Here is a 20,755-nt window from a genome sequence, read left to right on the forward strand (position 1 = left end):
GGCAGCACTTCCCGTGGTTCCCCCGCCCGCCCAACACCGGCCCTCCCCGCCGGCCCGGCCCTGACCCACCCCGACGCACCCGCCGGCCCGGCCCTGACCCTCCCCGACGCGCCCGCGCGGCCGCCCCGGTCCTCCCCGACGCGCCCGCCCGCGGTCCCTGGGATGCGGCCCGCCGCCGCGCCCAGCACGCTGGACGCGTGAGCAGCAACGCACCCGTGATCGCGGCCGTCGACGGATCCGACCACAGCCTGCGGGCCCTGGAATGGGCCCGGCAGGCCGCCCTCCGGCACGGGACCGGCCTCCTCGTCGCCCACGTGCTGCCCGACGCCTCCCAGCTGTACACCGCCCGCCGCCAGGCCCTCTCCGACCCGGCCGCCCCCGAGACGTACGCCGATCCGGTGGCCGAGCGGATCCGGAACCTGCTCGCCGAGGCCCCCGAACTCCCCGAAGAGGTGCACTACGAGGCACTCACGGGCTCCGTCCCGGAAGCGCTGCGGGTGATCGGCTCCGAGGCCGCCCGGATGCTGGTCATGGGCTCCCGCGGGCGCGGCGGCTTCAAGGCCCTGCTGCTCGGCTCGAACAGCCACGCCGTGGCCGCGACCGCGCGCTGCCCGGTGGTGGTCGTCCCGCACGAGGCGCGCAACGCGGAGGCTGCCGGTCCTGACCCCTCCGCCGACCGGGTGGTGCTCGGCCTGCACGCCGCCGAGACCCCGGACGACGTCCTGGACTTCGCCTTCACCGAAGCCGCCGCGCGGGGGACCACCGTCCAGGTGGTCTCCGCGTACACCATCCCGCCGACGCCCCTCGTGATGGTCGACACGCCGTTCGCCGTCCTCACCCCGGAGGGGCTCGCCGACGCCGCGGACGCCGTGCCCGCCGAACGGGAGATGCTGCGCGCCCAAACGGAGCGGCTGGCCCCGTTCCGGGAGCGCCGGCCCGGCGTGCCCGTCGTCCAGGCCGCCGTGCCCGGGGACGCGGCGGGCCGCCTCGTCGAGGCCTCGCGTGCCGCGGCCCTCGTCGTGGTGGGCCGGCACCACCCGCGCCGCACCATCCGGAACGTGGCGATCGGCTCGGTGGCGCACGCCGTCCTGCACCACGCGCACGGACCGGTGGCCGTCGTCCCCACCCTCTCGGACGACTCCTGACCTGCATGGGGGTGGCATCAATCGGCCCGACCGGGGGAAGGTGGGAGTGCGGGGGGTCTGCTTCGCGCCGGCGGAGGAGGACGACCGGACCAGCCAGGGTGGGTGGTGGCCGATGCCCGACACGCAGCCGAGACGAGACGACCGCGGCGGCGAGGACGGCGCGCCGGAGACGGCGGCACAGCGCAGAGCACGGCGCGCGCAGTTCCTGCGCGACCTGATGGAGGCGCGCGCCCTGCGCGACCGCGTCCAGCCGCGCCGGGCCCGCGCGGCCCGGATGCGCCAGCAGATGCGCATGCGCACGTTCCGCTGGTGACGGACGCCGCCCCGTGCACCGCCGTGGACGCCGCCCCGTGCACCGCATCACTGCGGTGCGGCGCGCCGCGCCGCAGCCACGCGCACGGGCGACCGCCGGTCGGCGGTACGCCCCGCGGGCCGGGGAGCGGCTCCGCCGTGCCGTATGCCCGTGGGCCACGGGTGGCCTGCGGGCCGTCCGGTACGCGCCACCGCACACGGCGCGGCACGACGCAAGCGCGGAAGACCTCTCGCAAAGCCGCTGTTTCTGCCACGATGCCGATTGGGCGGGGCACGAAACGGCGAGCAGGACAGCCGTTCCAACCCTTCCCACCTCCGGCCGGGGGGACCTCCAACCGGCACGCCTATGACCAGTGGGAGAGTCACGGTGTACTTCGCCGCACTGCTCGCGCGCACCGAAGACGGGTGGGAAGCGAGCGACATGGAACTCGACGACGTCGAGTCCCTCAGTGATCTGATCAATCTCGCCCGTGCCGCCGCTGTCGACGACGACACGGTGGTCGCCCTCATCGAGCAGGAGGACGCCTGGTTCGGCGTCGTCCGCGTGGACGGCGAGGAGGACCCGCGGTACTTCGTGTCGAACGCCGCCCTGGCCTCCCGCAGCTCCTACGGCTCGATGCTGACCGAAGAGCTGCTGGGCAGCGACGAGGAGGACGACGAACTCGACGAACTGGACCTGGACGGCACCGAGGACGGCGAGGAGGACAGCATCGCCGCGTTCGCCGACGCCGACGACGACGCCGAGGAGGCAGGAGCGGGCGCGGAACCCGTACCGGCCGGCCCGCTCGGCGACCCCCGGCTGCTGGACGACCTCGGCGTGAGCCACAAGGAACTGATGGCCCTCGACGGGGACGCCCTCTCGGAGATCGCCGACTCGCTCGGCGCGACCGAGGTACTGGAGGCCGTCCGCTAGTGATCACCGAGCACCACACCGCGCACAGCCCCGATCCCGTACGGGACCCGTGGCGGGACTCCATGCGCCTGGCGCTCCAGGAGGCCGCCCGGGCGGTGCCGGCCGGCGACGTGCCGGTCGGCGCCGTCGTGCTGGGCCCGGACGGGGAGCTCCTCGCCGCCGGGCACAACGAGCGCGAGGCCACCGGCGACCCGACGGCGCACGCCGAGGTGCTGGCGCTGCGCCGGGCCGCCGCCCGGCTCGGGGAGTGGCGGCTCCCGGGGTGCACCCTCGTGGTGACCCTGGAGCCGTGCGTGATGTGCGCCGGGGCGCTCGTCCAGGCGCGGGTGGCCCGGGTCGTCTACGGGGCGGGGGACGAGAAGGCGGGCGCCGCGGGGTCGCTGTGGGACCTCGTACGGGACCGCAGGCTCAACCACCGTCCGGAGGTGATCCGCGGGGTGCTCGCCGAGGAGTGCGCGCAGCAGCTGACGGACTTCTTCCGGGAGCTGTGAGAAACCGCCGGGCAGGGCCCCGCGCCGCCGCTCGGCGGGGCCGCGGGGATACCGATTTCGGAACTGGGGCGTCCTTGGGCTAGGATCTCTCTCGGTAGCGTGTCCGAGTGGCCGAAGGAGCTCGCCTCGAAAGCGAGTATGGGGCAACCCATCGGGGGTTCAAATCCCTCCGCTACCGCTCCGATCGAGAGCCTCGTCCCGCAAGGGCCGGGGCTCTCGGCGGTTTCCGGGCCGAAACCGCGGCCGAACCCCGGGCCGAACCCCGGGGCGAACGCCGCGGCGCCGAACCCCGGGGGCGGAAGCGAGGGGCGGCGGGCGGTCGGCGGCCACACGGTCGACGCATCCGCGCGTACTCCGACCGGAGGGCGTTCTCCGACCACTCCGCGCGTACTCCGACCGGAGGGCGTTCTCCGACCACTCCGCGCGTACTCCGACCGGTGAGCGCGCCCCGGGCCCGCGTGACCGGCCGCCCGCTCGGCCGTTGTCACGGCATGACCAAGACCCAGCGCATGCTCGCCGCCATCGCCCTCGCGGGGGCCGCCGCGGGCCTCGCCGCACCCGCCGCCTCCGCCGCCCCCGCGGCCCCGCTCACCCTGCCCGACCTGCCGCAGGCGGCCCCGGGCATGCCGGAGGGGGCCGCACCCGGATCCGTCCAGGAGATCGGCGCCAAGCTCAACGACCTGAACCAGCTCAACCAGCTGATGACGCTGCCCGACCAGCTCGCGCCGGTGATCGCGCCCGCGGAGCCCGTCCTCGGCCTCCTCGGCGCCATCGAGTAGTCCTTCCGGGCCGGCCCGCGCGTGCGGCAGGCCCCGGCCGGAGCCGGGGCCTGCCGCACGCGGTACGGGGGAAGCGCTGTCGGGGGACGAGCGACTCCCCCCGGCGAGAACGGGCCCGCATGCCCGGGCCGCAGTCAGGGGGACGCGTGCGGCCCGGGCCCCACAGCGGGGCCCTGTCCCTCACCCGCCGGCTTCCTGCCAGAACCGGTGGGCTGCCTTCATCCTGGGCCTCCCCCGCCCCCGCGGGCAGCGGCAAAGGGCCCGGAACGGAGGGTCATTGGTCCATAAAGTCCGGGTGAGTGCCCTCATGCGACCGGTTAGACTCACCCGACTTCGCAGGACCGGTTGGGGAGGCCGACACCGCTCATGGAGACCAAGAAGATGATCACGGGAGGGCTCGTGGTGTTCGTGCTCTTCGTGATCATCACCCAGCCGGTGAAGGCGGCCGACATCGTCAAAATAGGCTTCCAGGGCATCTCCGACGCCGCTCACGGCATAGGCGCGTTCATGACCGAACTGGTGAGCTGAACCCGTACGCTGATGCGGTTTCCGGACTAACCGGCCCCCCACTCCGACGGGTGGGGGGTTTTGTGTTCCCCGCCCTCGTGGCACCCCCACCCAGAACGCCCCACTATGCCCAACTTGCCCTCAACACGGCGATATACGGTGCTTGCACACAGTGCACATGTCTTGTGATGCTATGACCGCTTTTGACGGATGAGTTGACTTGAAGGGGTGGCGTGACCGTGTCGGCCAGTACGGCGCCTCAGGTGCCGCCCCAGCAGGACTCCCCGGAGGAGCCCCCTGCGCCCGCGAGACCGCAGAGCCGGGGCGCGGACACCCGGGCCCTCACCCAGGTCCTCTTCGGGCAGCTGAAGGGCCTGCAGCCGGGCAGCAGCGAGCACAACCGGGTGCGCGGGGCCCTCATCGAGGCCAACCTCCCGCTCGTGCGGTACGCGGCCGCCCGCTTCCGCAGCCGCAACGAGCCCATGGAGGACGTGGTCCAGGTCGGCACGATCGGCCTGATCAACGCGATCGACCGGTTCGACCCGGACCGGGGCGTGCAGTTCCCCACCTTCGCCATGCCGACCGTGGTCGGCGAGATCAAACGGTACTTCCGCGACAACGTGCGCACCGTCCACGTGCCGCGCCGGCTCCACGAGCTGTGGGTCCAGGTGAACGCGGCCACCGAGGACCTCACCACCCTGCACGGGCGCACCCCGACCACGCCCGAGATCGCCGAGCGGCTGCGGATCAGCGAGGAGGAGGTGCTGTCCTGCATCGAGGCCGGGCGCAGCTACCACGCGACCTCGCTGGAGGCCGCCCAGGAGGGCGACGGCCTGCCCGGGCTGCTGGACCGGCTCGGCTACGAGGACCCCGAGCTGGCCGGGGTCGAGCACCGCGACCTCGTGCGCCACCTCCTCGTACAGCTGCCGGAGCGCGAACAGCGGATCCTCCTCCTGCGGTACTACAGCAATCTGACGCAGTCGCAGATCAGCGCCGAGCTCGGCGTCTCCCAGATGCACGTGTCGCGCCTGCTCGCCCGCAGCTTCGCCCGACTCCGATCCGCAAACAGGATCGAGGCGTAACCGGATCGGGTGGAGATCTCCGGACGGTTTCCCGACAGAACCGGCTCATTCCGCTCTATCGCTGGAGTTATATGTCGACTTGGCGCTACAGCGCGTTGCCGACATGTGACATTCTGCTGGAACCGCGTTTGCCGCAGCCCCGGCTCCGGTATTCAGGTGGAGGCTGCGTTCCTCTGGCGGACGCGCCGTACGCGACCGTCCGCGACCTCAAGGGGGTGGCATGTCCGCAGACCAGGGCAGCTCCAAGGTGCTCACGCTCGTCAAGAGCGAGGCGCCGGCTGTGTCCGAGCACTCGGAAGCCATCGACACCCGCACCCTCTCCCGCTCCCTCTTCCAGCGCCTCGCCGCCCTGGACGCGGACAGCCCCGAACGGGCGTACGTACGCGACACCCTGATCGAGCTGAACCTGCCCCTGGTGCGGTACGCGGCCGCCCGCTTCCGCAGCCGCAACGAGCCCATGGAGGACATCGTCCAGGTCGGCACGATCGGCCTGATCAAGGCGATCGACCGGTTCGACTGCGACCGCGGCGTCGAGTTCCCGACCTTCGCCATGCCGACGGTCGTGGGCGAGATCAAGCGGTTCTTCCGGGACACCTCCTGGTCCGTGCGCGTCCCGCGCCGCCTCCAGGAACTGCGCCTCGCACTCACCAAGGCCAGCGACGAGCTCGCCCAGAAGCTCGACCGGTCGCCGACCGTGCCCGAACTCGCCGCGGTGCTCGGGGTGTCGGAGGAGGACGTCGTCGACGGGCTCGCCGTCGGCAACGCCTACACCGCCTCCTCGCTCGACTCGCCCTCGCCCGAGGACGAGGGCGGCGACGGATCCCTCGCCGACCGCCTCGGCTACGAGGACACCGCGCTCGAAGGCGTCGAGTACCGCGAGTCGCTGAAGCCGCTGCTCGCCAAACTCCCCGCCCGGGAGCGGCAGATCATCATGCTGCGATTTTTCGCCAACATGACGCAGTCGCAGATCGGCGAGGAGGTCGGCATCTCGCAGATGCACGTCTCCCGCCTGCTGACCCGCACCCTCGCGCAGCTGCGCGTCGGCCTGATCGGCGACTGACCCGGCAGACCGGAGGGGCGGCGGGCAGGCAACCGGACCGGCCCTGCGGCACAGGGGTTCCGATTTGACGCATCGTCAGCAACACTGCGGCGATGCGACCGGGACACCGCCGCAGGGCCGCACTGCTCGCCGCCCTGTCCTTCAGCACGGCCGCCGCAGGCCTGACCGGCTGCGGCGGTGCCGCACCCGACGGCCACACCGCCGCAGGGGCCGTGGCCCCGGGCCCCGAGCGGCGCCCCGGCGACAACGTGGCCCCGCAGGGAGCGGTGAAGTTCCAGCGGCTCGGCGGCCCGGACGCGGCGGGCGGATCCCCTCCCTCCGCCGGCACGCCGCCCACCACCCCGGATGCGCAGACCCCGGCCGGCTCCGGCCCGGGCGGAGGCACGGCCACCCCGGACGGCATCCCGGCCCCCGGCCCGGGCACCCCGCCGGGCGGCCATGACCCCACCCCACCCGGCACCCCCGACACCCCGGGCACACCCGGATCCCCCGGCCCCGCACCGGGCACCACCCCGGGAGGCCCCGGGGCACCGGGAGGCCCTGGAACGCCGGGCAGTCCTGGAACACCGGGGGCACCGCCGGGGACCACGCCGCCCGGGACCACGCCCCCGCCCGCGACCACCCCGGCGCGGCTGGTGCTGACCGCCCCGACGCGGGCACCGGCGGCAGACCGCTGGTGCGAGCGCGTGACCGTGGGGATCGCCAACACCGGCAGCACGGCGGCCCGTTCCGGCACGGTCCGGTTCGAGACGCACATCATCGGCGCCCTCGGCATCGACTGGGCCACCGTCACCACCGCCCAGCCGCTCTCGGCGCCCCTGGCCGGCGGAGCGACACGGACGCAGACCTACACGGTGTGCGTCGAGTCCTGGCGGGTCCCGCTGGGCATGCACGTGGAGACCCGCAAGGTCACGGCCGACTGGAGCTGACCGGCCACAACCGTGCCCCGCCCCTGGCGGCGGCGGCCGGATCCCGGCACGCCGGCCGCCTCGCGGGACGGCGCCCCCTCCGCGACGAACGGGCGGAACATCTGGGTGCTGCCCGCGGGGTCGTGGTCGGCGCCCGGGGCCGGTGCGTTGCGGTTCGAAGCCATGGCCCCGGACCCTGGCGGTTTTCCGATTCCTTTACCGCCTCCTCTCGCAGATTCATTTGCCTGTAGCAACCAATCTCTTCTACGGTTGCCTGAAGCAACAAGATGGAGGGGACCCCGGTGACCACGCAGGCGGCCGCGGACCACAGCACCCGCTACGAGGAACTGGCCCGCCGGCTCACCGCCGTCGGCGCCGTCAAACGGGAGCTCGCCCGCCACCTTCCCCCGGACTGCCCGCCGGGCTCCGCGGCCGTCCTCACCCTGATCGACCGTCACGGCGAGATGCGGCTCAGCCGCCTCGCCGACCTCATGGCGATCGACATCTCCGTCACCAGCCGCCACGTCGCCCATGTCGCCGACCGCGGCTGGATCACGCGCGACGCCGACCCCGGCGACGGCCGCTGCCGCATCCTGCGGCTCACCCCGGCCGGCTCCGCGCTCCTGGCCGAGGCCTCCGCCCGGTACACCGACGCGCTGGAACAGGCCCTGGCCGACTGGTCCGCGCACGACATCGACGTACTCAACAGCCTGCTGGCCCGGCTCCGGTCGAGCTTCCGGACAGTCGAGCTCCCAGACGAAGGAACCCCATGACGACCACCACGCCCCCCGGGGTGCGGGGAGGCGACCTGCCGCAGCCCTCCTCCGGCGACGCGCCCGCGCCCGTGTCCGCGCCCGCGCCCGCGTCCCCATCCGCGTCCGCGCCCTCCCCCGCGCCGATGACCCACGCGCAGATCATGAAGGCGCTGTCCGGGCTCATGCTCGGCATGTTCGTGGCGATCCTGTCGTCCACGATCGTGTCCAACGCCCTGCCCCAGATCATCAGCGACCTCGGCGGCACCCAGTCCTCGTACACCTGGGTCGTCACCGCCGCCCTGCTGTCGATGACGGCGGCGACCCCGCTGTGGGGCAAGCTGTCCGACCTCTTCAGCAAGAAGCTGCTGGTCCAGGCCTCCCTGATCATCTACGTGCTCGGCTCCGTCGTCGCGGGCCTGGCTCAGAACACCGGCACGCTCATCGCCTGCCGCGTGGTCCAGGGCATCGGCGTCGGCGGCCTGTCCGCGCTCGCCCAGATCGTGATGGCCGCGATGATCTCCCCGCGCGAGCGCGGCCGCTACAGCGGCTACCTCGGCGCGGTGTTCGCCGTCGCCACCGTCGGCGGCCCGTTGCTCGGCGGTGTCATCACCGACACCGAGTGGCTGGGCTGGCGCTGGTGCTTCTACGTGGGCGTGCCCTTCGCCGTCATCGCCCTGATCGTCCTGCAGAAGACGCTCCGCCTCCCGGTGGTCCGCCGCGACGTCAAGGTCGACTGGCTCGGCGCCCTCCTGATCAGCGGCGCCGTCTCGCTGCTGCTGATCTGGGTCACGCAGGCCGGCGACTCCTACGCCTGGATCTCCTGGACGACCCTGGCCATGACCGGCGGCGCCGTCGTCCTCGGCCTGCTCTTCCTCCTCGTCGAGTCCCGCGCCGACGACCCGGTCATCCCGCTGCGCCTGTTCCGCAACAAGACCATCAGCCTCGCCTCCGCCGCCTCCCTGTTCGTCGGCATCGCGATGTTCTCGGGCACGGTCTTCTTCGGCCAGTTCTTCCAGCTGGCCCGCGGCGAGTCCCCCACGATGTCCGGGATCCTCACCATCCCGATGATCGGCGGGCTCTTCGTCTCCTCCACCGTCTCCGGCCAGGTGATCACCAAGACCGGCAGGTGGAAGGCCTGGCTCGTCTCCGGCGGCGTGCTCCTGACCGCCGGCCTGGGGCTCCTGGGCACCCTGCGCCACGACACCCCGTACTGGCACATCGCAGGCTGCATGGCGCTGACCGGTCTCGGCCTCGGCATGATGATGCAGAACCTGGTCCTCGCCACACAGAACCAGGTGGCCCCCGAGGACCTCGGCGCGGCCAGCTCCGTCGTCACCTTCTTCCGTTCGCTCGGCGGCGCCGTGGGCGTCTCGGCGCTCGGCGCCTTGATGGCCCACCGCGTCACCCACTACGTCCAGGAGGGGCTGGCCGCCCTCGGACCCAAGGCGGCCGCACTGGGCCACGGCGGCACCGCCGGGGGCGGGATCCCCGACCTCGACGCACTGCCCGCACCGCTGCGCGAGGTCATCGAGTCCGCGTACGGGCACGGCGTCGGCGACGTGTTCCTCTACGCCGCGCCCTCCGCGCTCCTCGCGCTGCTGATCGTGGTGTTCATCAAGGAGGTCGCCCTGAAGCCGAACCCGTCGGCGCACACCCCGGCCGCCTCCTCCCAGGAGTAGCCCCGCCCCCTCGGCGCCCCGGCCGACGGGTGCGGGGCGTCGCGGTCCGCGGCTTCGAGGCGTCCGGCCGGCCGCCACGGGGCCGGCCGGGGGTCGCCGGGATCGGCCGCGGCCGCCATGGAGGCGGCCTCCTCGCGTTCGGACGCGCTCAGGACGGGGCGGACGTGGCACTCAAGGGAGCGGTCAGATCGTAGAAGGCGGCTCCGCCGATGGTGACGGACCGGAAGTTCGCCTTCACCCAGGTCTCGATCGCGCTGCTGGTGGACCCGCCCGGACCGCCGCGCATGCCCGCACCGCCCTGCATGCCCGGACCCTCGCCGCCCGCACCGTTCGCGCCGCCGCCCGATGCGATGAAGTAGTGGACCTTGCCGGACTTCACGTACTCCTGGAACGCGGCGAGCGTCGGCGACGGATCACTGCCGTTGAACCCGCCGATCGGCATCACCGGCTCCCCCGAGGCGAGCTGGTAGCTCGCCGCGTTCTGCGCGCCGACGGCCGCCGCCGCCCACGTGTACCGGTCCGCGTCCTTGCGCAGCGCGGCCGTGGCCTCCTTGCCCACCCTGGTGCCGCCCAGCAGGCCGCCCATGCCGCCGCCCCCGCCGGGGGCACCCGGAACACCGCCGGTGCTCTGCCCGCCACGCCGGGCGCCGTCCCGGCCACCGGCACCGCGCTGACCGCCCTGGCCGCTCTGGCCGCTCTGGCCGCTCTGGCCGCCCTGGCCGCCCTGGCCGCCCTGGCCGCTCTGGCCGCTCTGGCCGCTCTGGCCGCCGGGGAAAGCCTGACCGCCCTGGCCGCCGGGAAAGGCCTGACCGCCGCCGTCCGGCATGCCCTGCGGAGCCCCCTGGAAGCCGCCCTCGGGTACGCTCCCGGGACCGCCCGGCATGCCCTGCGGCACAGCGCCCTGCAGGCCGCCACCGGGGCCGCCGCCCACCGGGCCCGCGCCCGGCGGAAGCTCACCGCCGCCGAAGGGCCGCATGCCCATCCCCGTCCGGGTGCCCTGCACCGCGGGACCGGCCGTCACGATCGATCCGGCGTGCCCGGAGTCCACCGTGGTCAGGCAGTAGGCGAGAGGTCCGGCCAAGGCTGTGCCCAGGCCCAGCACGGCCGCACCGAGCGCCGCCCGACGGCCGAGCCGCGCCCCGAGGAGCAGCCCGGCGGCCGCGGCGAGCCCGGCCGCGAGCACGGCCCAGCGCAGCCACGGCAGGTAGTCGGGGGAGCGCCCGAGCAGGACGTACGACCACCAGGCGGTCAGCGCGAGGGTGCCGGACAGGGTGAGCGCGGCGGGCGTGCTGCCCCGCTCCTCCCACAGCACGGCCACGCCCATGCCGACCAGCGCGGCCACGAACGGGGCCAGCGCCACCGTGTAGTACTCGTGGAAGATGCCCTGCATCCAGCTGAACACCGCAGCGGTGATCAGCAGCGCGCCGCCCCAGGCCAGGAACGCCGCGCGGGCCATGCCCTCGATCGTGTCGGCGGCCCGGCCGGCCCGCCAGGTGATCACCAGTCCGGCAACCAGCATGATCAGGGCCGCCGGGAGCAGCCAGGAGATCTGTCCGCCGATGTTCGCGGAGAACAGCCGGTCGATTCCGGTCTCCCCCCAGCCGCCCCCGCCGCCGGGGCGTCCGCCGCCGCCGACGCTGCCGGTCTCGTTGCCGTTGATCCGGCCGAGGCCGTTGTAGCCGAGGGTCAGCTCCAGGAAGGAATTGGTCTGCGAGCCGCCGATGTACGGGCGGGAGGACGCGGGCCACAGCTCGACGATCGCCACCCACCAGCCGCCGGCGACGATCATCGCGGCCCCCGCGAGCAGCAGCTGGCCGAGTCGGCGGCGCAGCCGGGTGGGCGCGCAGACGGCGTACACGAGGACGAGCGGCGGCAGGATCACGAAGGCCTGCAGCGTCTTCGTCAGGAAGGCGAAGCCGATCGCCGCGCCCGCCCCCACCAGCCAGGCCGTGCGCGCGCCGTCGAGGGCGCGCAGGACGCAGCAGACGGTGACGGTGAGCAGCAGGGTCAGCAGCGCGTCCGGGTTGTTGAAGCGGAACATCAGCGCCGCGACCGGGGTGAGGGCGAAGACGGCACCGCCGACGATGCCCGCCGCGGGCCCGAAGTGGCGGCGTACGGCGGCGTACAGCACGGCGGTCGTGGCGACGCCCATCAGGGCCTGCGGAACGAGGATCTGCCAGCTGCCCAGCCCGAACAGCCGGACGGACAGGGCCATCGGCCACAGGGCGGCCGGGGGCTTGTCCACGGTGATGGAGTTCCCGGCGTCGGAGGAGCCGAAGAAGAAGGCCTTCCAGCTCTCGCTGCCCGCCTGGACGGCTGCGGAGTAGAAGGAGTTGGCGTAGCCGGAGGCGCTGAGGTTCCACAGCAGCAGGACGGCGGTGGCCAGCAGCAGCGCGGCGAGGGCGGGCAGCTCCCAGCGGGGCCGCGGCACGGCCGCGGGGCGGGCTCCGGAGCCCGAGCCCGAGCCCGAGCCGGAATCGGAACCGGCGTCGGCGCCGGCAGCCCGGGCGGAGCGGTCCGCGGCGGCGGCCCGTTCGGGGAACGGGGAGTCCATGGGCGGTACGGCGGTGGTCATCGGATGTCGTCCTTGGCAGCAGGGGTGCGCCGGTCGGGGAAGACCCAGGCGCGGAAGAGCAGGAACCGCAGTACGGTCGCGGCGAGGTTGGCCGTGATCAGGACGGCCAGTTCGGTGCTGTGGCCGGGGTCGGCCGTCGCCGCCCCGAGGGCCGCCAGGGAGCCGCTCGTCAGGGCGAGGCCCACGGCGAACACGACGAGGCCCTGGGCCTGGTGGCGCACGGCCTTCGCCCGCCCGCGGACGCCGAAGGTGAGGCGGCGGTTGGCGGCCGTGTTGGCGACGGCGGACAGCAGCAGGGCGGCCGCGTTGGCGAGCTGCGGCCCGGCCCCGAGCCGGAACAGGGAGTACAGCGCGAGGTAGCAGAGGGTGGACAGCACCCCGACGGTGCAGAAGCCCAGCAGCTGGCGGGCCAGCCCGCGCGGCACCCCGGGCAGGGCGCTGCGGTCGCGCGGATCGTCGCCGAAGGGGCGGGCGAGCCGGTCGAGCGGCAGCGTGCCGAGGGCCAGGGCCCGGCCCACCCGCCAGACGCCCTTGAGGTCCTCCACCGCCGTCCGGACGATGTGGACCGTGGAGTCCGGGTCGTCCACCCAGTCGACCGGCACCTCGTGGATCCGCAGCCCGGCCCGCTCGGCGAGGACCAGCATCTCGGTGTCGAAGAACCAGCCCGTGTCCTGCACGAGGGGCAGCAGCCGCTCGGCGACCTCCCTGCGGATGGCCTTGAACCCGCACTGGGCGTCGCTGAAGCGGGCCGCGAGGGAGGAGCGCAGCAGCAGGTTGTAGGCGCGGGAGACGAACTCCCGCTTGGCGCCGCGCACCACGCGCGAGGAGCGGGCCAGCCGGGTGCCGATGGCGAGGTCGGAATGGCCCGAGATCAGCGGGGCGACCAGCGGCAGCACCGCGTTGAGGTCGGTGGACAGGTCGACGTCCATGTACGCGAGGACGGGGGCCTCGGAGCGGGACCAGACGGTGCGCAGGGCACGGCCGCGGCCCTTCTCCTCCAGCCGGGTGCTGCGGACCCCGTCGAGGCCGGCGGCCAGGCCGGAGGCCACCTCGGGGGTGCGGTCCGTGCTCGCGTTGTCGGCGATGGTGATGCGGAAGGGGTACGGGAAGGTGCGGGTGAGGTGGTCGTGGAGCCGGCGTACGCACGGTCCCAGGTCCTTCTCCTCGTTGAAGACCGGGATCACCACGTCGAGTACGGGCTCGCCGGGCACGGGCGCGAGGTGCGCCCGCGCCGGGAGGGCGCCGGTGGAGGTGTCGGTTGGCATGGTCCGAGCCTCGCGGCGCGGGCTGTCACCGCTGTGTGGTGAGCCTGTGCCCTGTCTGTGAGTCCGCAGGGCGGCCCGCTGCGGCACCTGCCGGGACGTACCCCGGGAAGTCCGCCGGGAAGTCCGCCGGGAAGTCCGCCGCGGATGCGGCCAGGCTGCCCGCGGGGGACATCTCCGGGGCCAGCGGGAGCCGCACCTCGAAGCAGGTCCGCCCCGGCTTGCTCTGCACGCCGACCTGTCCGCCGTGCGCGGCGGCGACGGCCTCGACGATCGCGAGTCCCAGCCCGGTGGAGCCGGCCGCCCGCGAGCGGGAGGCGTCGCCGCGTGCGAACCGTTCGAAGACGTGCGGGAGCAGTGCGGGCGGGATCCCGGGTCCGTCGTCCGTGATGCTCAGCCGGACGGTCGATGTTTCACGTGAAACACGGGCGGTGACGGTGGTGCCGGGCGGGGTGTGGGTGCGGGCGTTGGCGAGCAGGTTGACCAGGACCTGCTGGAGCCGGGCGGCGTCGGCGCGGACGGGCGCGGGCTCGTCGGGGAGGTCGAGCCGCCAGTGGTGGCCGGGGCCGGCTGCCCGCGCGTCGCTGACGGCGTCGACGACGAGCGGGGCCAGGTCGGTGTCGGCCAGGGAGAGGGGCCGGCCCGCGTCGAGCCGGGCGAGCAGCAGCAGGTCCTCGACGAGGCCGGTCATGCGCGTCGCCTCGGACTCGATACGGCCCAGGGCGTGCCGGGTGTCGGGGCCGGGCTCCTCCCGTCCCCGGCGGGTGAGCTCGGCGTATCCGCGGATGGAGGCCAGCGGGGTGCGCAGCTCATGGCTGGCGTCGGCGACGAACTGCCGGACCCGCATCTCGCTCTGCTGGCGGGCGGTGAGGGCGGAGGAGACGTGCCCCAGCATCCGGTTGAGGGCGGCGCCGACCTGCCCGACCTCGGTCCTCGGGTCGGCCTCGGCTTCGGGGACGCGCTCGTGCAGGGCGGGTTCGCCGCTGTGCAGGGGCAGTTCGGAGACCCGGGTGGCAGTGGCCGCGACCCGGCGGAGCGGGCGCAGGGCGACCCCGACGAGGGCCTGCCCGGCGAGGGAGGCCGCGATGAGTCCGGCCACGGTGACGCAGACCTCGACCGCGATCAGGGTGCTCACGGTGGAGTCGACCTCGGTGAGCGGGTAGCCGAGGGCCAGTGACCCGTCGGGGGAGGCCAGCACGCGGTACGTGCCGAGGCCCGGCAGCTCCAGGTCGGCGGGGCCGGTCCGGCCGCGGCCGGCGGCCTTGCGGGCGGCTTTGGCGAGCACGTCGGACTGGGCCTGGGTGAGCTGCGGGCGGTGGTCGTACCCGGGGCCGCCGAGCGCGATGAGGCGGCAGCCGGTGACCGTGCCGTCGGCCGCGATCCGGATCCCCACGGCTTGCAGCGGGGTGCCGGGGGCGCCGACGAAGCCGAGGCCGTTCTCGGCGGCGGGCTTCCCGGGGCCCCGCAGTTTGGCCATGTCGACGGAGATGCCCAGCTGCTGGTCGACCTTTTTGACGAGGTACTCGCGCAGCGCGAGGGTGGTGACGGTGCCGATTGCGGCGCCCACGACAGCGATCAGCAGCACCGCGGAGGCCACGAGGCGGGCCCGCAGCGACCAGGAGCGGGGGCGGGAGCGGGGCCGCCGGAGCCGCTGCGGGCGGAGGAACGACAGCGCCACTAGTCGGCCGGCTTGATCAGGTAGCCGGCGCCGCGCCGGGTGTGGATCATCGGCGGCAGGCCGGGGCTGCTTTCCAGCTTCCGCCGCAGGTAGGAGATGTACAGCTCGACGACGTTGGCCTGGCCGCCGAAGTCGTACGACCACACCCGGTCCAGGATCTGGGCCTTGCTCAGCACCCGCCGCGGGTTGCGCATCAGGTAGCGCAGCAGCTCGAACTCGGTGGCGGTCAGATGGATCTCCCGGCCGGCCCGGGACACCTCGTGGCTGTCCTCGTCGAGCAGCAGGTCGCCGACGGCGAGGGCGGAGCCCCCGCGCGCGGCCTGCGCGGCCCCCGAGCGGCGGACCAGGCCGCGCAGCCGGGCCACGACCTCCTCCAGGCTGAACGGCTTGGTGACGTAGTCGTCGCCGCCCGCGGTCAGCCCGGCGATGCGGTCCTCGACCGAGTCCTTGGCGGTCAGGAACAGCACCGGGATCTGCGGGATGGCACGGCGCAGCTGCCCGAGGACGGCGAGGCCGTCCATGTCGGGCAGCATCACGTCGAGGACCACCACGTCGGGGCGGAACTCCCGGGCCGCCCGTACCGCGCCCGCCCCGTCGCCGGCGGTGCGGACCTCGCAGCCCTCGTAGCGCAGGGCCATGGAGAGCAGTTCGGAGAGCGCGGCCTCGTCGTCGACGACGAGCACCCTGCAGGGCCCGCCGTCAGGGCGGACGAGGGCGGCGGGGCTGCCGGTGGACATGGACGCGGGGGAGGCGGTCGTCGCAGTCATGCGACCACGCTGACGGCGGCCTCTGAGAGCGTTCTTGCGCCTGTCTGTGAATTTCCTGAGAAACGGTCCGCCCCTCGGAAACGCGCTGCTCAGTCCAGGCCGAACAGCCGGGCCCCGTTGTCGTGGCAGACGGCGCGCAGCCAGTCGTCGCCCAGGCCCAGCCGTTCCAGGGCGGCGAGCTGGTGCTCGTACGGGTAGGGGATGTTGGGGAAGTCGGTGCCGAGCAGGATGCGGTCGCCGAGGTCCGCGAGCCGTCCGAGCTCGCCGGCGGGGAAGGTGCTGAACTGCTCCGAGAAGTCGGTGAAGGCCATGGTGGTGTCGAGGCACACCTGCTCGTACCGCTCGGCGAGGTCGAGGAACTCCCCGTACTCGGGCATTCCCATGTGGGCGATGACGAGCGCCAGCCGGGGATGCCGGGCGAGGACGGCGGAGACGGGCCCGGGGCCGGTGTGCTTGCCGGGGACGGGTCCCGAGCCGCAGTGGACCACGATCGGGATGCCGGCCTCGGCGAGCAGCCCCCAGACCGGGTCGAGCAGCTCGTCGCCGGGGTCGTAGCCACCGACCTGGAGGTGCGCCTTGAAGATCCGCGCGCCCGCGTCGACCGCCCTGCGGACGTAGGCGGCCGCCGAGTCCTCGGGGAAGAAGGTCGCGGTGTGCAGGCAGTCGGGGGTGCGGGCGGCGAAGTCGGCCGACCAGGAGTTGAGCCAGGCCGCCATCTGCGGTTTGTGCGGGTACAGCATGGCGGTGAAGGCCCGGACCCCGAACTCCCGCAGGAGCGCGACCCGCTGCTCCTCCTCGTGCCGGTAGGTGATGGGCCATGCGACGCCGGTCAGCGGCCCGACCGCGTCGAAGTAGTCCCACACCTTGTCCAGGACCCGCCCGGGCATGAAGTGCGTGTGGACGTCGACCAGTCCGGGCAGGCCGAGCCGCTCCCGGAAGGCGCGGACCGCGTCAGCCGTTGCGCTCAAAGCCATGGCTCCGCTCCACGCTCGCGATGTGCAGGGTGTAGCTCTCGTACCAGTCGGCGCGGCCCCGCTTCATGGCCGCCTGGTGTTCGAGGTTCTGCCGCCACCGGGCGAGGGCGTCGTGGTCGCGGAAGTAGCCGACGGTGATGCCGAGGCCGCCGGGGGTGCGGGCGGACTCGTAGCCGAGGAAGCCGGGGATCTCGCGGACGAGCTCCTCCATGCGGTCGGAGGTCTCCGGGTAGCCGCTGTCGTCGGCGGTGCGGACGGAGCTGAAGACCGCCATCAGGTACGGCGGTTCGAAGGCGGGGACGGGCTTGATGGTCATGAACACACCCTCGGCGGCGGCCCGGCACGATGTCCACCGGAATCCGGCCCGGGCGGCCAACGGGATCCAAGATTTGACCTTGGGCCGGAGGCGGCCGGGCGCGTTCTGCCCGGAAAGAGGCAGGTGCGGGCTCAGAAGAGTCCGTCCTGCCCGTCTGTGGTGCCCGGTGGGAGGGCGGCGGCTGTCGGCACATCGGTGGTCCGGCCGGCGGAGGGGGCGACGAGCTCCCAGCCTGCGAGCAGGCGGGTGTCGACGACGAGCCCGTCGGCCAGGTGCAGATCGGGGCCGGCCGCTCCGGCGAGCAGGCCGACGACGGCCCCGCCGGGCACCATCCCGGTGGCCACCCGTACCGGGGCGGGCAGTCCGGCCAGCCCGAACGGCCCGGCATGGTCGGTGACTTCGCAGGCCAGCGGCTCCAGCGACGACGGCCAATCCGGCAGGCCGGCCGCCCGGGCGTGCAGGGCGGCGACCTCCCGGGCCCGGTCGGCCGGGGCGGGGAGCGCGGCCCGGGCGGCGCGCTTGCGGGCGTACGGGATCCGGTCGGGCACGCCGAGGGCGGCGCGCAGCAGTTCCTCGGTGCGCCGGCCGGCCATCAGCGGGCCGCGGCCGAGCCAGGCCCAGGTCACCGCCCCCTGCTCCAGGAGCCGGGCGGGGCCGCGCTCCTCGGCGGTGATGCCGACCTTGACCATGCCGGGCCCGAACCAGGCCAGGTAGACGCGATAGGTCCGCGGGTCGGCGGCGTTGGTGTCGGCGGCCACCGAGAACGACCGGTCCAGGCGGGCGCATTCGGGGCACTGGGCGCTCGTGGCCCGGCCCGGGACGCGGGCGGCGGTGGGGCACGGGGTCCGCTTCCCGGCGCGGCGCACGCCGAGGCAGATCCGCTCCCCCTGCGCGGCGAAGGCGAGGGGCCGGCCGTAGACGAGCGGGCTGCTCCGCTCGCCGCGCCCTTCGGCGTACCAGCCGATGGCCGGGTGGCCGCCGCTCCACCGGATCCCGGTGCACCGCCAGGTCACAGCGGGAGGGGCCGCTCGAAGAAGGTCTCCAGGACGACGGTGGCGTGCGTGCCGCTGACCCCGTCGATGGCGTAGAGCCGGCGCAGCACGTCCTGGAGCTGCTCGGTGGTGGCGGTGCGCACCTTCACCAGGACGGCGGCGCTGCCTGCGATGACGTGGGCCTCCTGGATCTCGGCGATCGCCTCGAAGGCGCCGGCGGCGTCCCCCATCCAGGCGTTGGCGTCGACCATCACGTAGACGAGCACCCCGCTGCCCACGGAGGCCGGGTCCACGTCGACGGTGGTCCGCCGGATGACCCCGCGCTCGCGGAGCTTGCGCACCCGCTCGTGGGCGGCGCCGGCGGAGAGGCCGACGGCGGCGCCGAGGGCGGCGTACGACTGGCCCGCGTCCTGCTGGAGGTGCCGGACGAGCGCCCGGTCGATGTCGTCCACGCGATCTTCCTCCCACCTGTCGGGCAATCCCTTGCCTCGACGGTACATGATCCTGCAATCCGCCCACACAACCGAACACAGTTCAGCCATTTACCCACAAGGGGGAATGATGTCATCCATCGCCGGCCTCAACCTGTACGAGGTTCTGGACGAACGCTTCCGCACCGGCCGCTGCGCCCAACGGCGACGCCCGCCTCGAACGGCTCCACGACGACTGCCGCTGGGCGGAGGGCCCGCTGTACCTTCCGGCCTGGCGGCAGGTGGTGTGGAGCGACATCCCCAACGACCGGATGCTGCGCTGGGACGAGGCGACGGGCGCGGTCTCGGTCTTCCGCTCCCCGGCCGGACACCCGAACGGCAACACCCTGGACCGCGAGGGCCGCCTGATCACCTGCGAGCAGGGCAACCGGCGCGTCACCCGGACCGAACCGGACGGCAGCATCACCGTCATCGCGGACCGCTGCGAGGGCAAGCGGCTCAACAGCCCCAACGACGCCGTGGTGCGCTCGGACGGCTCGATCTGGTTCTCGGACCCGGACTTCGGCATCACCAGCGACTACGAGGGCGTGCGCGCACCGTCCGAGATCGGCGCCTGCAACCTCTACCGCGCGGACCCGCTGACCGGCGAGGTGCGGATCGTCGCGGACGGCTTCCGCGGCCCGAACGGCGTCGTGTTCTCGCCCGACGAGAGCGAGCTGTACGCGGCGGACACCGTGGCCGGCCACATCCGCGCGTTCACGGTGGGCGAGGACGGCACGCTCGGCAACGACCGCGTCTTCGCCGAGTGCCGCCCGGTGGACAACATCCGCTTCGACGACGAGGGCCGGCTGTGGCCGGCACCCAACGCAAGAGGCCCCCCGGCGAACCGGGGGGCCTCTTCGGCTGTGCACTCGGCAGGATTCGAACCTGCAACCTTCTGATCCGTAGTCAGATGCTCTATCCGTTAAGCTACGAGTGCTTGGGCTTCCCGGGGTTTTTCGCCCCGTTGGCCTTGCGAGAACAACAATACATGGACCTTGCCGGGACGCGAAATCCGTTAACCAAACCGGCCCTGACCTGCAAAAACGCCCCGGAGGGTGATCGTCCGGACGGATGCGCGCCCCGACCGGGCGCGTACGGACCCCGAACACGGTCGCGGTTCGGACGGCATGCGCGGGATGCGGCGGACGTCCTTCACCGGATGCGGAGGAGCGGACGCCTTTCACCGGATGCGGAAGACGAGGATGCGGAACGCGCCGGAAACGCAGCGAAGCCCCGATCCGTGAGGACCGGGGCTTCGCTGACTGCGGAGGCGGAGGGATTTGAACCCTCGATGGGGGGTAAGCCCCAAACCGCATTAGCAGTGCGGCGCCATAGACCGGACTAGGCGACGCCTCCAGTGCACCCCCGCGTAGAGGGTGCGTGCAGATGATGACACAGCCGCAGGGCCGGTCACCAATCCGCTCCCACGGTACTAGGCAAGCTGGCCGCAGAGCAAAGGCTTAATCACTCCCGGCACACGGGTCCGCGGCGGCCGTCACGCGCGGCGTGCGCACGTCGTTGGTCAGGCGTACGACGTACGGACGACCTGGAGTGCCCCATGCTGCGACTCGCCGCCTTCGCCGTCACCTCCGTCCTGGCCACCGCCGCCGCGGGCCCGCTGCCCCCGCTGGCCCCGCTGCCCCTCGACCGGCTGCTGTCCTCCCCCGACCGCCTCACGATCTCCGTCTCCCACACCGGCAACCCCCGGGCGGACGGGGAGTACCTCCTTGAGTGCCACCCCGTCGCCGGGGACCACCCGCGGGCGGAGCAGGCGTGCGCCCGCCTCGACGGGTTCGCCCGGGCCGGCGAGAACCCCTTCGCCGAGGAGCCCAGGCGTCAGATGTGCACCCAGCAGGACGGCGGGCCGGCCAGGGCGCACATCACCGGCACATGGCAGGGCCGCAAAGTGAACGCCTCATTCCGACGGACCAACGGGTGCGAGATCGCACGGTGGCGCAACCTGGAACCTGTGCTTCCGGCCGGGCGCTCCTGACCTGGGAGGATGCGACGGATGCCCGGAGTACCCGGAACATCCGCCACCTCGGGCCGGGGCCGTGCCCTTAGACTCCTCCCGTGACATGCCGGTA

General features: G+C 73.5%; 20 protein-coding genes, 3 tRNA genes and 1 pseudogene. 14 read left to right on the forward strand and 10 right to left on the reverse strand.

All coding sequences use genetic code 11. The annotated features are described in order from the left end of the window. The first annotated feature begins 197 nt into the window (after nucleotides 1–197). The 12 genes from ACIQUT_RS17195 (at nucleotide 198) to ACIQUT_RS17250 (ending at nucleotide 9,631) form a co-directional block, all read left to right on the forward strand. Entirely contained in the window at nucleotides 198–1,145 is a 948-nt protein-coding gene (locus ACIQUT_RS17195) for a universal stress protein (protein WP_403563736.1), read from the forward strand. Nucleotides 1,146–1,257: 112 nt separating this feature from the next. Continuing rightward, entirely contained in the window at nucleotides 1,258–1,458 is a 201-nt protein-coding gene (locus ACIQUT_RS17200) for a hypothetical protein (protein ID WP_179177827.1), read from the forward strand. Between the two features lie 366 nt (nucleotides 1,459–1,824). Next, on the forward strand, nucleotides 1,825–2,370 hold the full coding sequence (locus ACIQUT_RS17205) for a hypothetical protein (protein WP_403563737.1): 546 nt from the start codon (nucleotides 1,825–1,827) through the stop codon (nucleotides 2,368–2,370). Between the two features lie 62 nt (nucleotides 2,371–2,432). Continuing rightward, nucleotides 2,433–2,861: a tRNA adenosine(34) deaminase TadA gene (gene tadA, locus ACIQUT_RS17210; RefSeq protein WP_403563969.1), complete on the forward strand. Its 429-nt coding sequence runs from the start codon at nucleotides 2,433–2,435 to the stop codon at nucleotides 2,859–2,861. Between the two features lie 93 nt (nucleotides 2,862–2,954). After that, nucleotides 2,955–3,039 (forward strand) — tRNA-Ser (locus ACIQUT_RS17215). A gap of 313 nt (nucleotides 3,040–3,352) precedes the next feature. Further along, complete coding sequence (locus ACIQUT_RS17220) at nucleotides 3,353–3,640, forward strand: hypothetical protein (protein WP_403563738.1); 288 nt, start codon at nucleotides 3,353–3,355, stop codon at nucleotides 3,638–3,640. 366 nt (nucleotides 3,641–4,006) lie between these two features. Then, nucleotides 4,007–4,168: a hypothetical protein gene (locus ACIQUT_RS17225; protein ID WP_360621039.1), complete on the forward strand. Its 162-nt coding sequence runs from the start codon at nucleotides 4,007–4,009 to the stop codon at nucleotides 4,166–4,168. A gap of 212 nt (nucleotides 4,169–4,380) precedes the next feature. Next, nucleotides 4,381–5,229, forward strand: coding sequence for an RNA polymerase sigma factor SigF (locus ACIQUT_RS17230; RefSeq protein WP_403563739.1), 849 nt, complete (start codon nucleotides 4,381–4,383; stop codon nucleotides 5,227–5,229). Nucleotides 5,230–5,449: 220 nt separating this feature from the next. Next, nucleotides 5,450–6,289, forward strand: coding sequence for an RNA polymerase sigma factor SigF (locus ACIQUT_RS17235; RefSeq protein ID WP_179177822.1), 840 nt, complete (start codon nucleotides 5,450–5,452; stop codon nucleotides 6,287–6,289). Between the two features lie 92 nt (nucleotides 6,290–6,381). Then, nucleotides 6,382–7,218: a hypothetical protein gene (locus ACIQUT_RS17240; RefSeq protein ID WP_403563740.1), complete on the forward strand. Its 837-nt coding sequence runs from the start codon at nucleotides 6,382–6,384 to the stop codon at nucleotides 7,216–7,218. A gap of 266 nt (nucleotides 7,219–7,484) precedes the next feature. Beyond that, a complete protein-coding gene (locus ACIQUT_RS17245) occupies nucleotides 7,485–7,970 on the forward strand; it encodes a MarR family winged helix-turn-helix transcriptional regulator (protein ID WP_403563741.1) in 486 nt (161 codons plus the stop codon). A gap of 125 nt (nucleotides 7,971–8,095) precedes the next feature. Beyond that, complete coding sequence (locus ACIQUT_RS17250; RefSeq protein ID WP_403563970.1) at nucleotides 8,096–9,631, forward strand: MDR family MFS transporter; 1,536 nt, start codon at nucleotides 8,096–8,098, stop codon at nucleotides 9,629–9,631. Between the two features lie 148 nt (nucleotides 9,632–9,779). Here the strand turns inward: ACIQUT_RS17250 and ACIQUT_RS17255 are convergent, their stop codons facing one another. From ACIQUT_RS17255 to ACIQUT_RS17290, 8 genes are all read right to left on the reverse strand, one after another. Next, nucleotides 9,780–12,206 carry an ArnT family glycosyltransferase gene (locus ACIQUT_RS17255; RefSeq protein WP_403563742.1) on the reverse strand — a complete coding sequence of 809 codons (2,427 nt, stop codon included), beginning with the start codon at nucleotides 12,204–12,206 and terminating at the stop codon, nucleotides 9,780–9,782. Then, nucleotides 12,203–13,471, reverse strand: a complete 1,269-nt coding sequence (locus ACIQUT_RS17260; RefSeq protein WP_403563743.1) for a glycosyltransferase — start codon at nucleotides 13,469–13,471, stop codon at nucleotides 12,203–12,205. Before ACIQUT_RS17260 ends, ACIQUT_RS17255 begins: the two co-directional genes overlap by 4 nt. 25 nt (nucleotides 13,472–13,496) lie before the next feature. Next, a complete protein-coding gene (locus ACIQUT_RS17265; RefSeq protein WP_403563744.1) occupies nucleotides 13,497–15,146 on the reverse strand; it encodes a sensor histidine kinase in 1,650 nt (549 codons plus the stop codon). After that, a complete protein-coding gene (locus tag ACIQUT_RS17270) occupies nucleotides 15,146–15,913 on the reverse strand; it encodes a response regulator transcription factor (RefSeq protein WP_403563745.1) in 768 nt (255 codons plus the stop codon). The genes ACIQUT_RS17265 and ACIQUT_RS17270 overlap by 1 nt, the downstream gene beginning before the upstream one ends. A gap of 89 nt (nucleotides 15,914–16,002) precedes the next feature. Next, entirely contained in the window at nucleotides 16,003–16,887 is an 885-nt protein-coding gene (locus tag ACIQUT_RS17275) for an amidohydrolase family protein (protein ID WP_403563746.1), read from the reverse strand. Further along, nucleotides 16,865–17,203, reverse strand: a complete 339-nt coding sequence (locus tag ACIQUT_RS17280) for an antibiotic biosynthesis monooxygenase family protein (protein ID WP_403563747.1) — start codon at nucleotides 17,201–17,203, stop codon at nucleotides 16,865–16,867. Before ACIQUT_RS17280 ends, ACIQUT_RS17275 begins: the two co-directional genes overlap by 23 nt. A 131-nt stretch (nucleotides 17,204–17,334) precedes the next feature. Beyond that, a complete protein-coding gene (locus ACIQUT_RS17285) occupies nucleotides 17,335–18,216 on the reverse strand; it encodes a DUF2797 domain-containing protein (protein WP_403563748.1) in 882 nt (293 codons plus the stop codon). Next, nucleotides 18,213–18,647, reverse strand: a complete 435-nt coding sequence (locus ACIQUT_RS17290) for an Lrp/AsnC family transcriptional regulator (protein WP_403563749.1) — start codon at nucleotides 18,645–18,647, stop codon at nucleotides 18,213–18,215. The genes ACIQUT_RS17285 and ACIQUT_RS17290 overlap by 4 nt, the downstream gene beginning before the upstream one ends. A 109-nt stretch (nucleotides 18,648–18,756) precedes the next feature. Here ACIQUT_RS17290 and ACIQUT_RS17295 point away from each other — a divergent pair. Further along, nucleotides 18,757–19,486, forward strand: a pseudogene (locus ACIQUT_RS17295) (SMP-30/gluconolactonase/LRE family protein); the annotation flags it as partial. A 46-nt stretch (nucleotides 19,487–19,532) separates the two neighbouring features. Here ACIQUT_RS17295 and ACIQUT_RS17300 read toward each other — a convergent pair. Together ACIQUT_RS17300 and ACIQUT_RS17305 are read right to left on the reverse strand one after the other, a co-directional pair. Beyond that, nucleotides 19,533–19,605: transfer RNA gene (locus ACIQUT_RS17300), tRNA-Arg, on the reverse strand. Between the two features lie 328 nt (nucleotides 19,606–19,933). Continuing rightward, nucleotides 19,934–20,024, reverse strand: a tRNA-Ser gene (locus ACIQUT_RS17305). Between the two features lie 202 nt (nucleotides 20,025–20,226). Between ACIQUT_RS17305 and ACIQUT_RS17310 the strand changes: the two genes are divergently transcribed. After that, nucleotides 20,227–20,661 (forward strand): SSI family serine proteinase inhibitor, encoded by a 435-nt coding sequence (locus ACIQUT_RS17310; RefSeq protein ID WP_403563750.1) that lies wholly within the window; start codon nucleotides 20,227–20,229, stop codon nucleotides 20,659–20,661. Nucleotides 20,662–20,755 lie beyond the last annotated feature (94 nt).

This window comes from Streptomyces sp. NPDC090445, assembly GCF_044769385.1.
In the GTDB taxonomy this organism is placed as follows: Bacteria; Actinomycetota; Actinomycetes; order Streptomycetales; family Streptomycetaceae; genus Streptomyces.

Bases quoted from the DNA above. Each gene is read 5' to 3' on its own strand.
- ACIQUT_RS17255 (WP_403563742.1), bottom strand. From the start codon at position 12,206: ATGACCACCGCCGTACCGCCCATGGACTCCCCGTTCCCCGAACGGGCC.
- ACIQUT_RS17225 (WP_360621039.1), top strand. From the start codon at position 4,007: ATGGAGACCAAGAAGATGATCACGGGAGGGCTCGTGGTGTTCGTGCTC.
- ACIQUT_RS17245 (WP_403563741.1), top strand. From the start codon at position 7,485: ATGGAGGGGACCCCGGTGACCACGCAGGCGGCCGCGGACCACAGCACC.
- ACIQUT_RS17270 (WP_403563745.1), bottom strand. From the start codon at position 15,913: ATGACTGCGACGACCGCCTCCCCCGCGTCCATGTCCACCGGCAGCCCC.
- ACIQUT_RS17260 (WP_403563743.1), bottom strand. From the start codon at position 13,471: ATGCCAACCGACACCTCCACCGGCGCCCTCCCGGCGCGGGCGCACCTC.
- ACIQUT_RS17310 (WP_403563750.1), top strand. From the start codon at position 20,227: ATGCTGCGACTCGCCGCCTTCGCCGTCACCTCCGTCCTGGCCACCGCC.
- ACIQUT_RS17280 (WP_403563747.1), bottom strand. From the start codon at position 17,203: ATGACCATCAAGCCCGTCCCCGCCTTCGAACCGCCGTACCTGATGGCG.
- ACIQUT_RS17250 (WP_403563970.1), top strand. From the start codon at position 8,096: ATGACCCACGCGCAGATCATGAAGGCGCTGTCCGGGCTCATGCTCGGC.
- ACIQUT_RS17200 (WP_179177827.1), top strand. From the start codon at position 1,258: ATGCCCGACACGCAGCCGAGACGAGACGACCGCGGCGGCGAGGACGGC.
- tadA (WP_403563969.1), top strand. From the start codon at position 2,433: ATGCGCCTGGCGCTCCAGGAGGCCGCCCGGGCGGTGCCGGCCGGCGAC.
- ACIQUT_RS17220 (WP_403563738.1), top strand. From the start codon at position 3,353: ATGACCAAGACCCAGCGCATGCTCGCCGCCATCGCCCTCGCGGGGGCC.
- ACIQUT_RS17235 (WP_179177822.1), top strand. From the start codon at position 5,450: ATGTCCGCAGACCAGGGCAGCTCCAAGGTGCTCACGCTCGTCAAGAGC.
- ACIQUT_RS17275 (WP_403563746.1), bottom strand. From the start codon at position 16,887: ATGGCTTTGAGCGCAACGGCTGACGCGGTCCGCGCCTTCCGGGAGCGG.
- ACIQUT_RS17240 (WP_403563740.1), top strand. From the start codon at position 6,382: ATGCGACCGGGACACCGCCGCAGGGCCGCACTGCTCGCCGCCCTGTCC.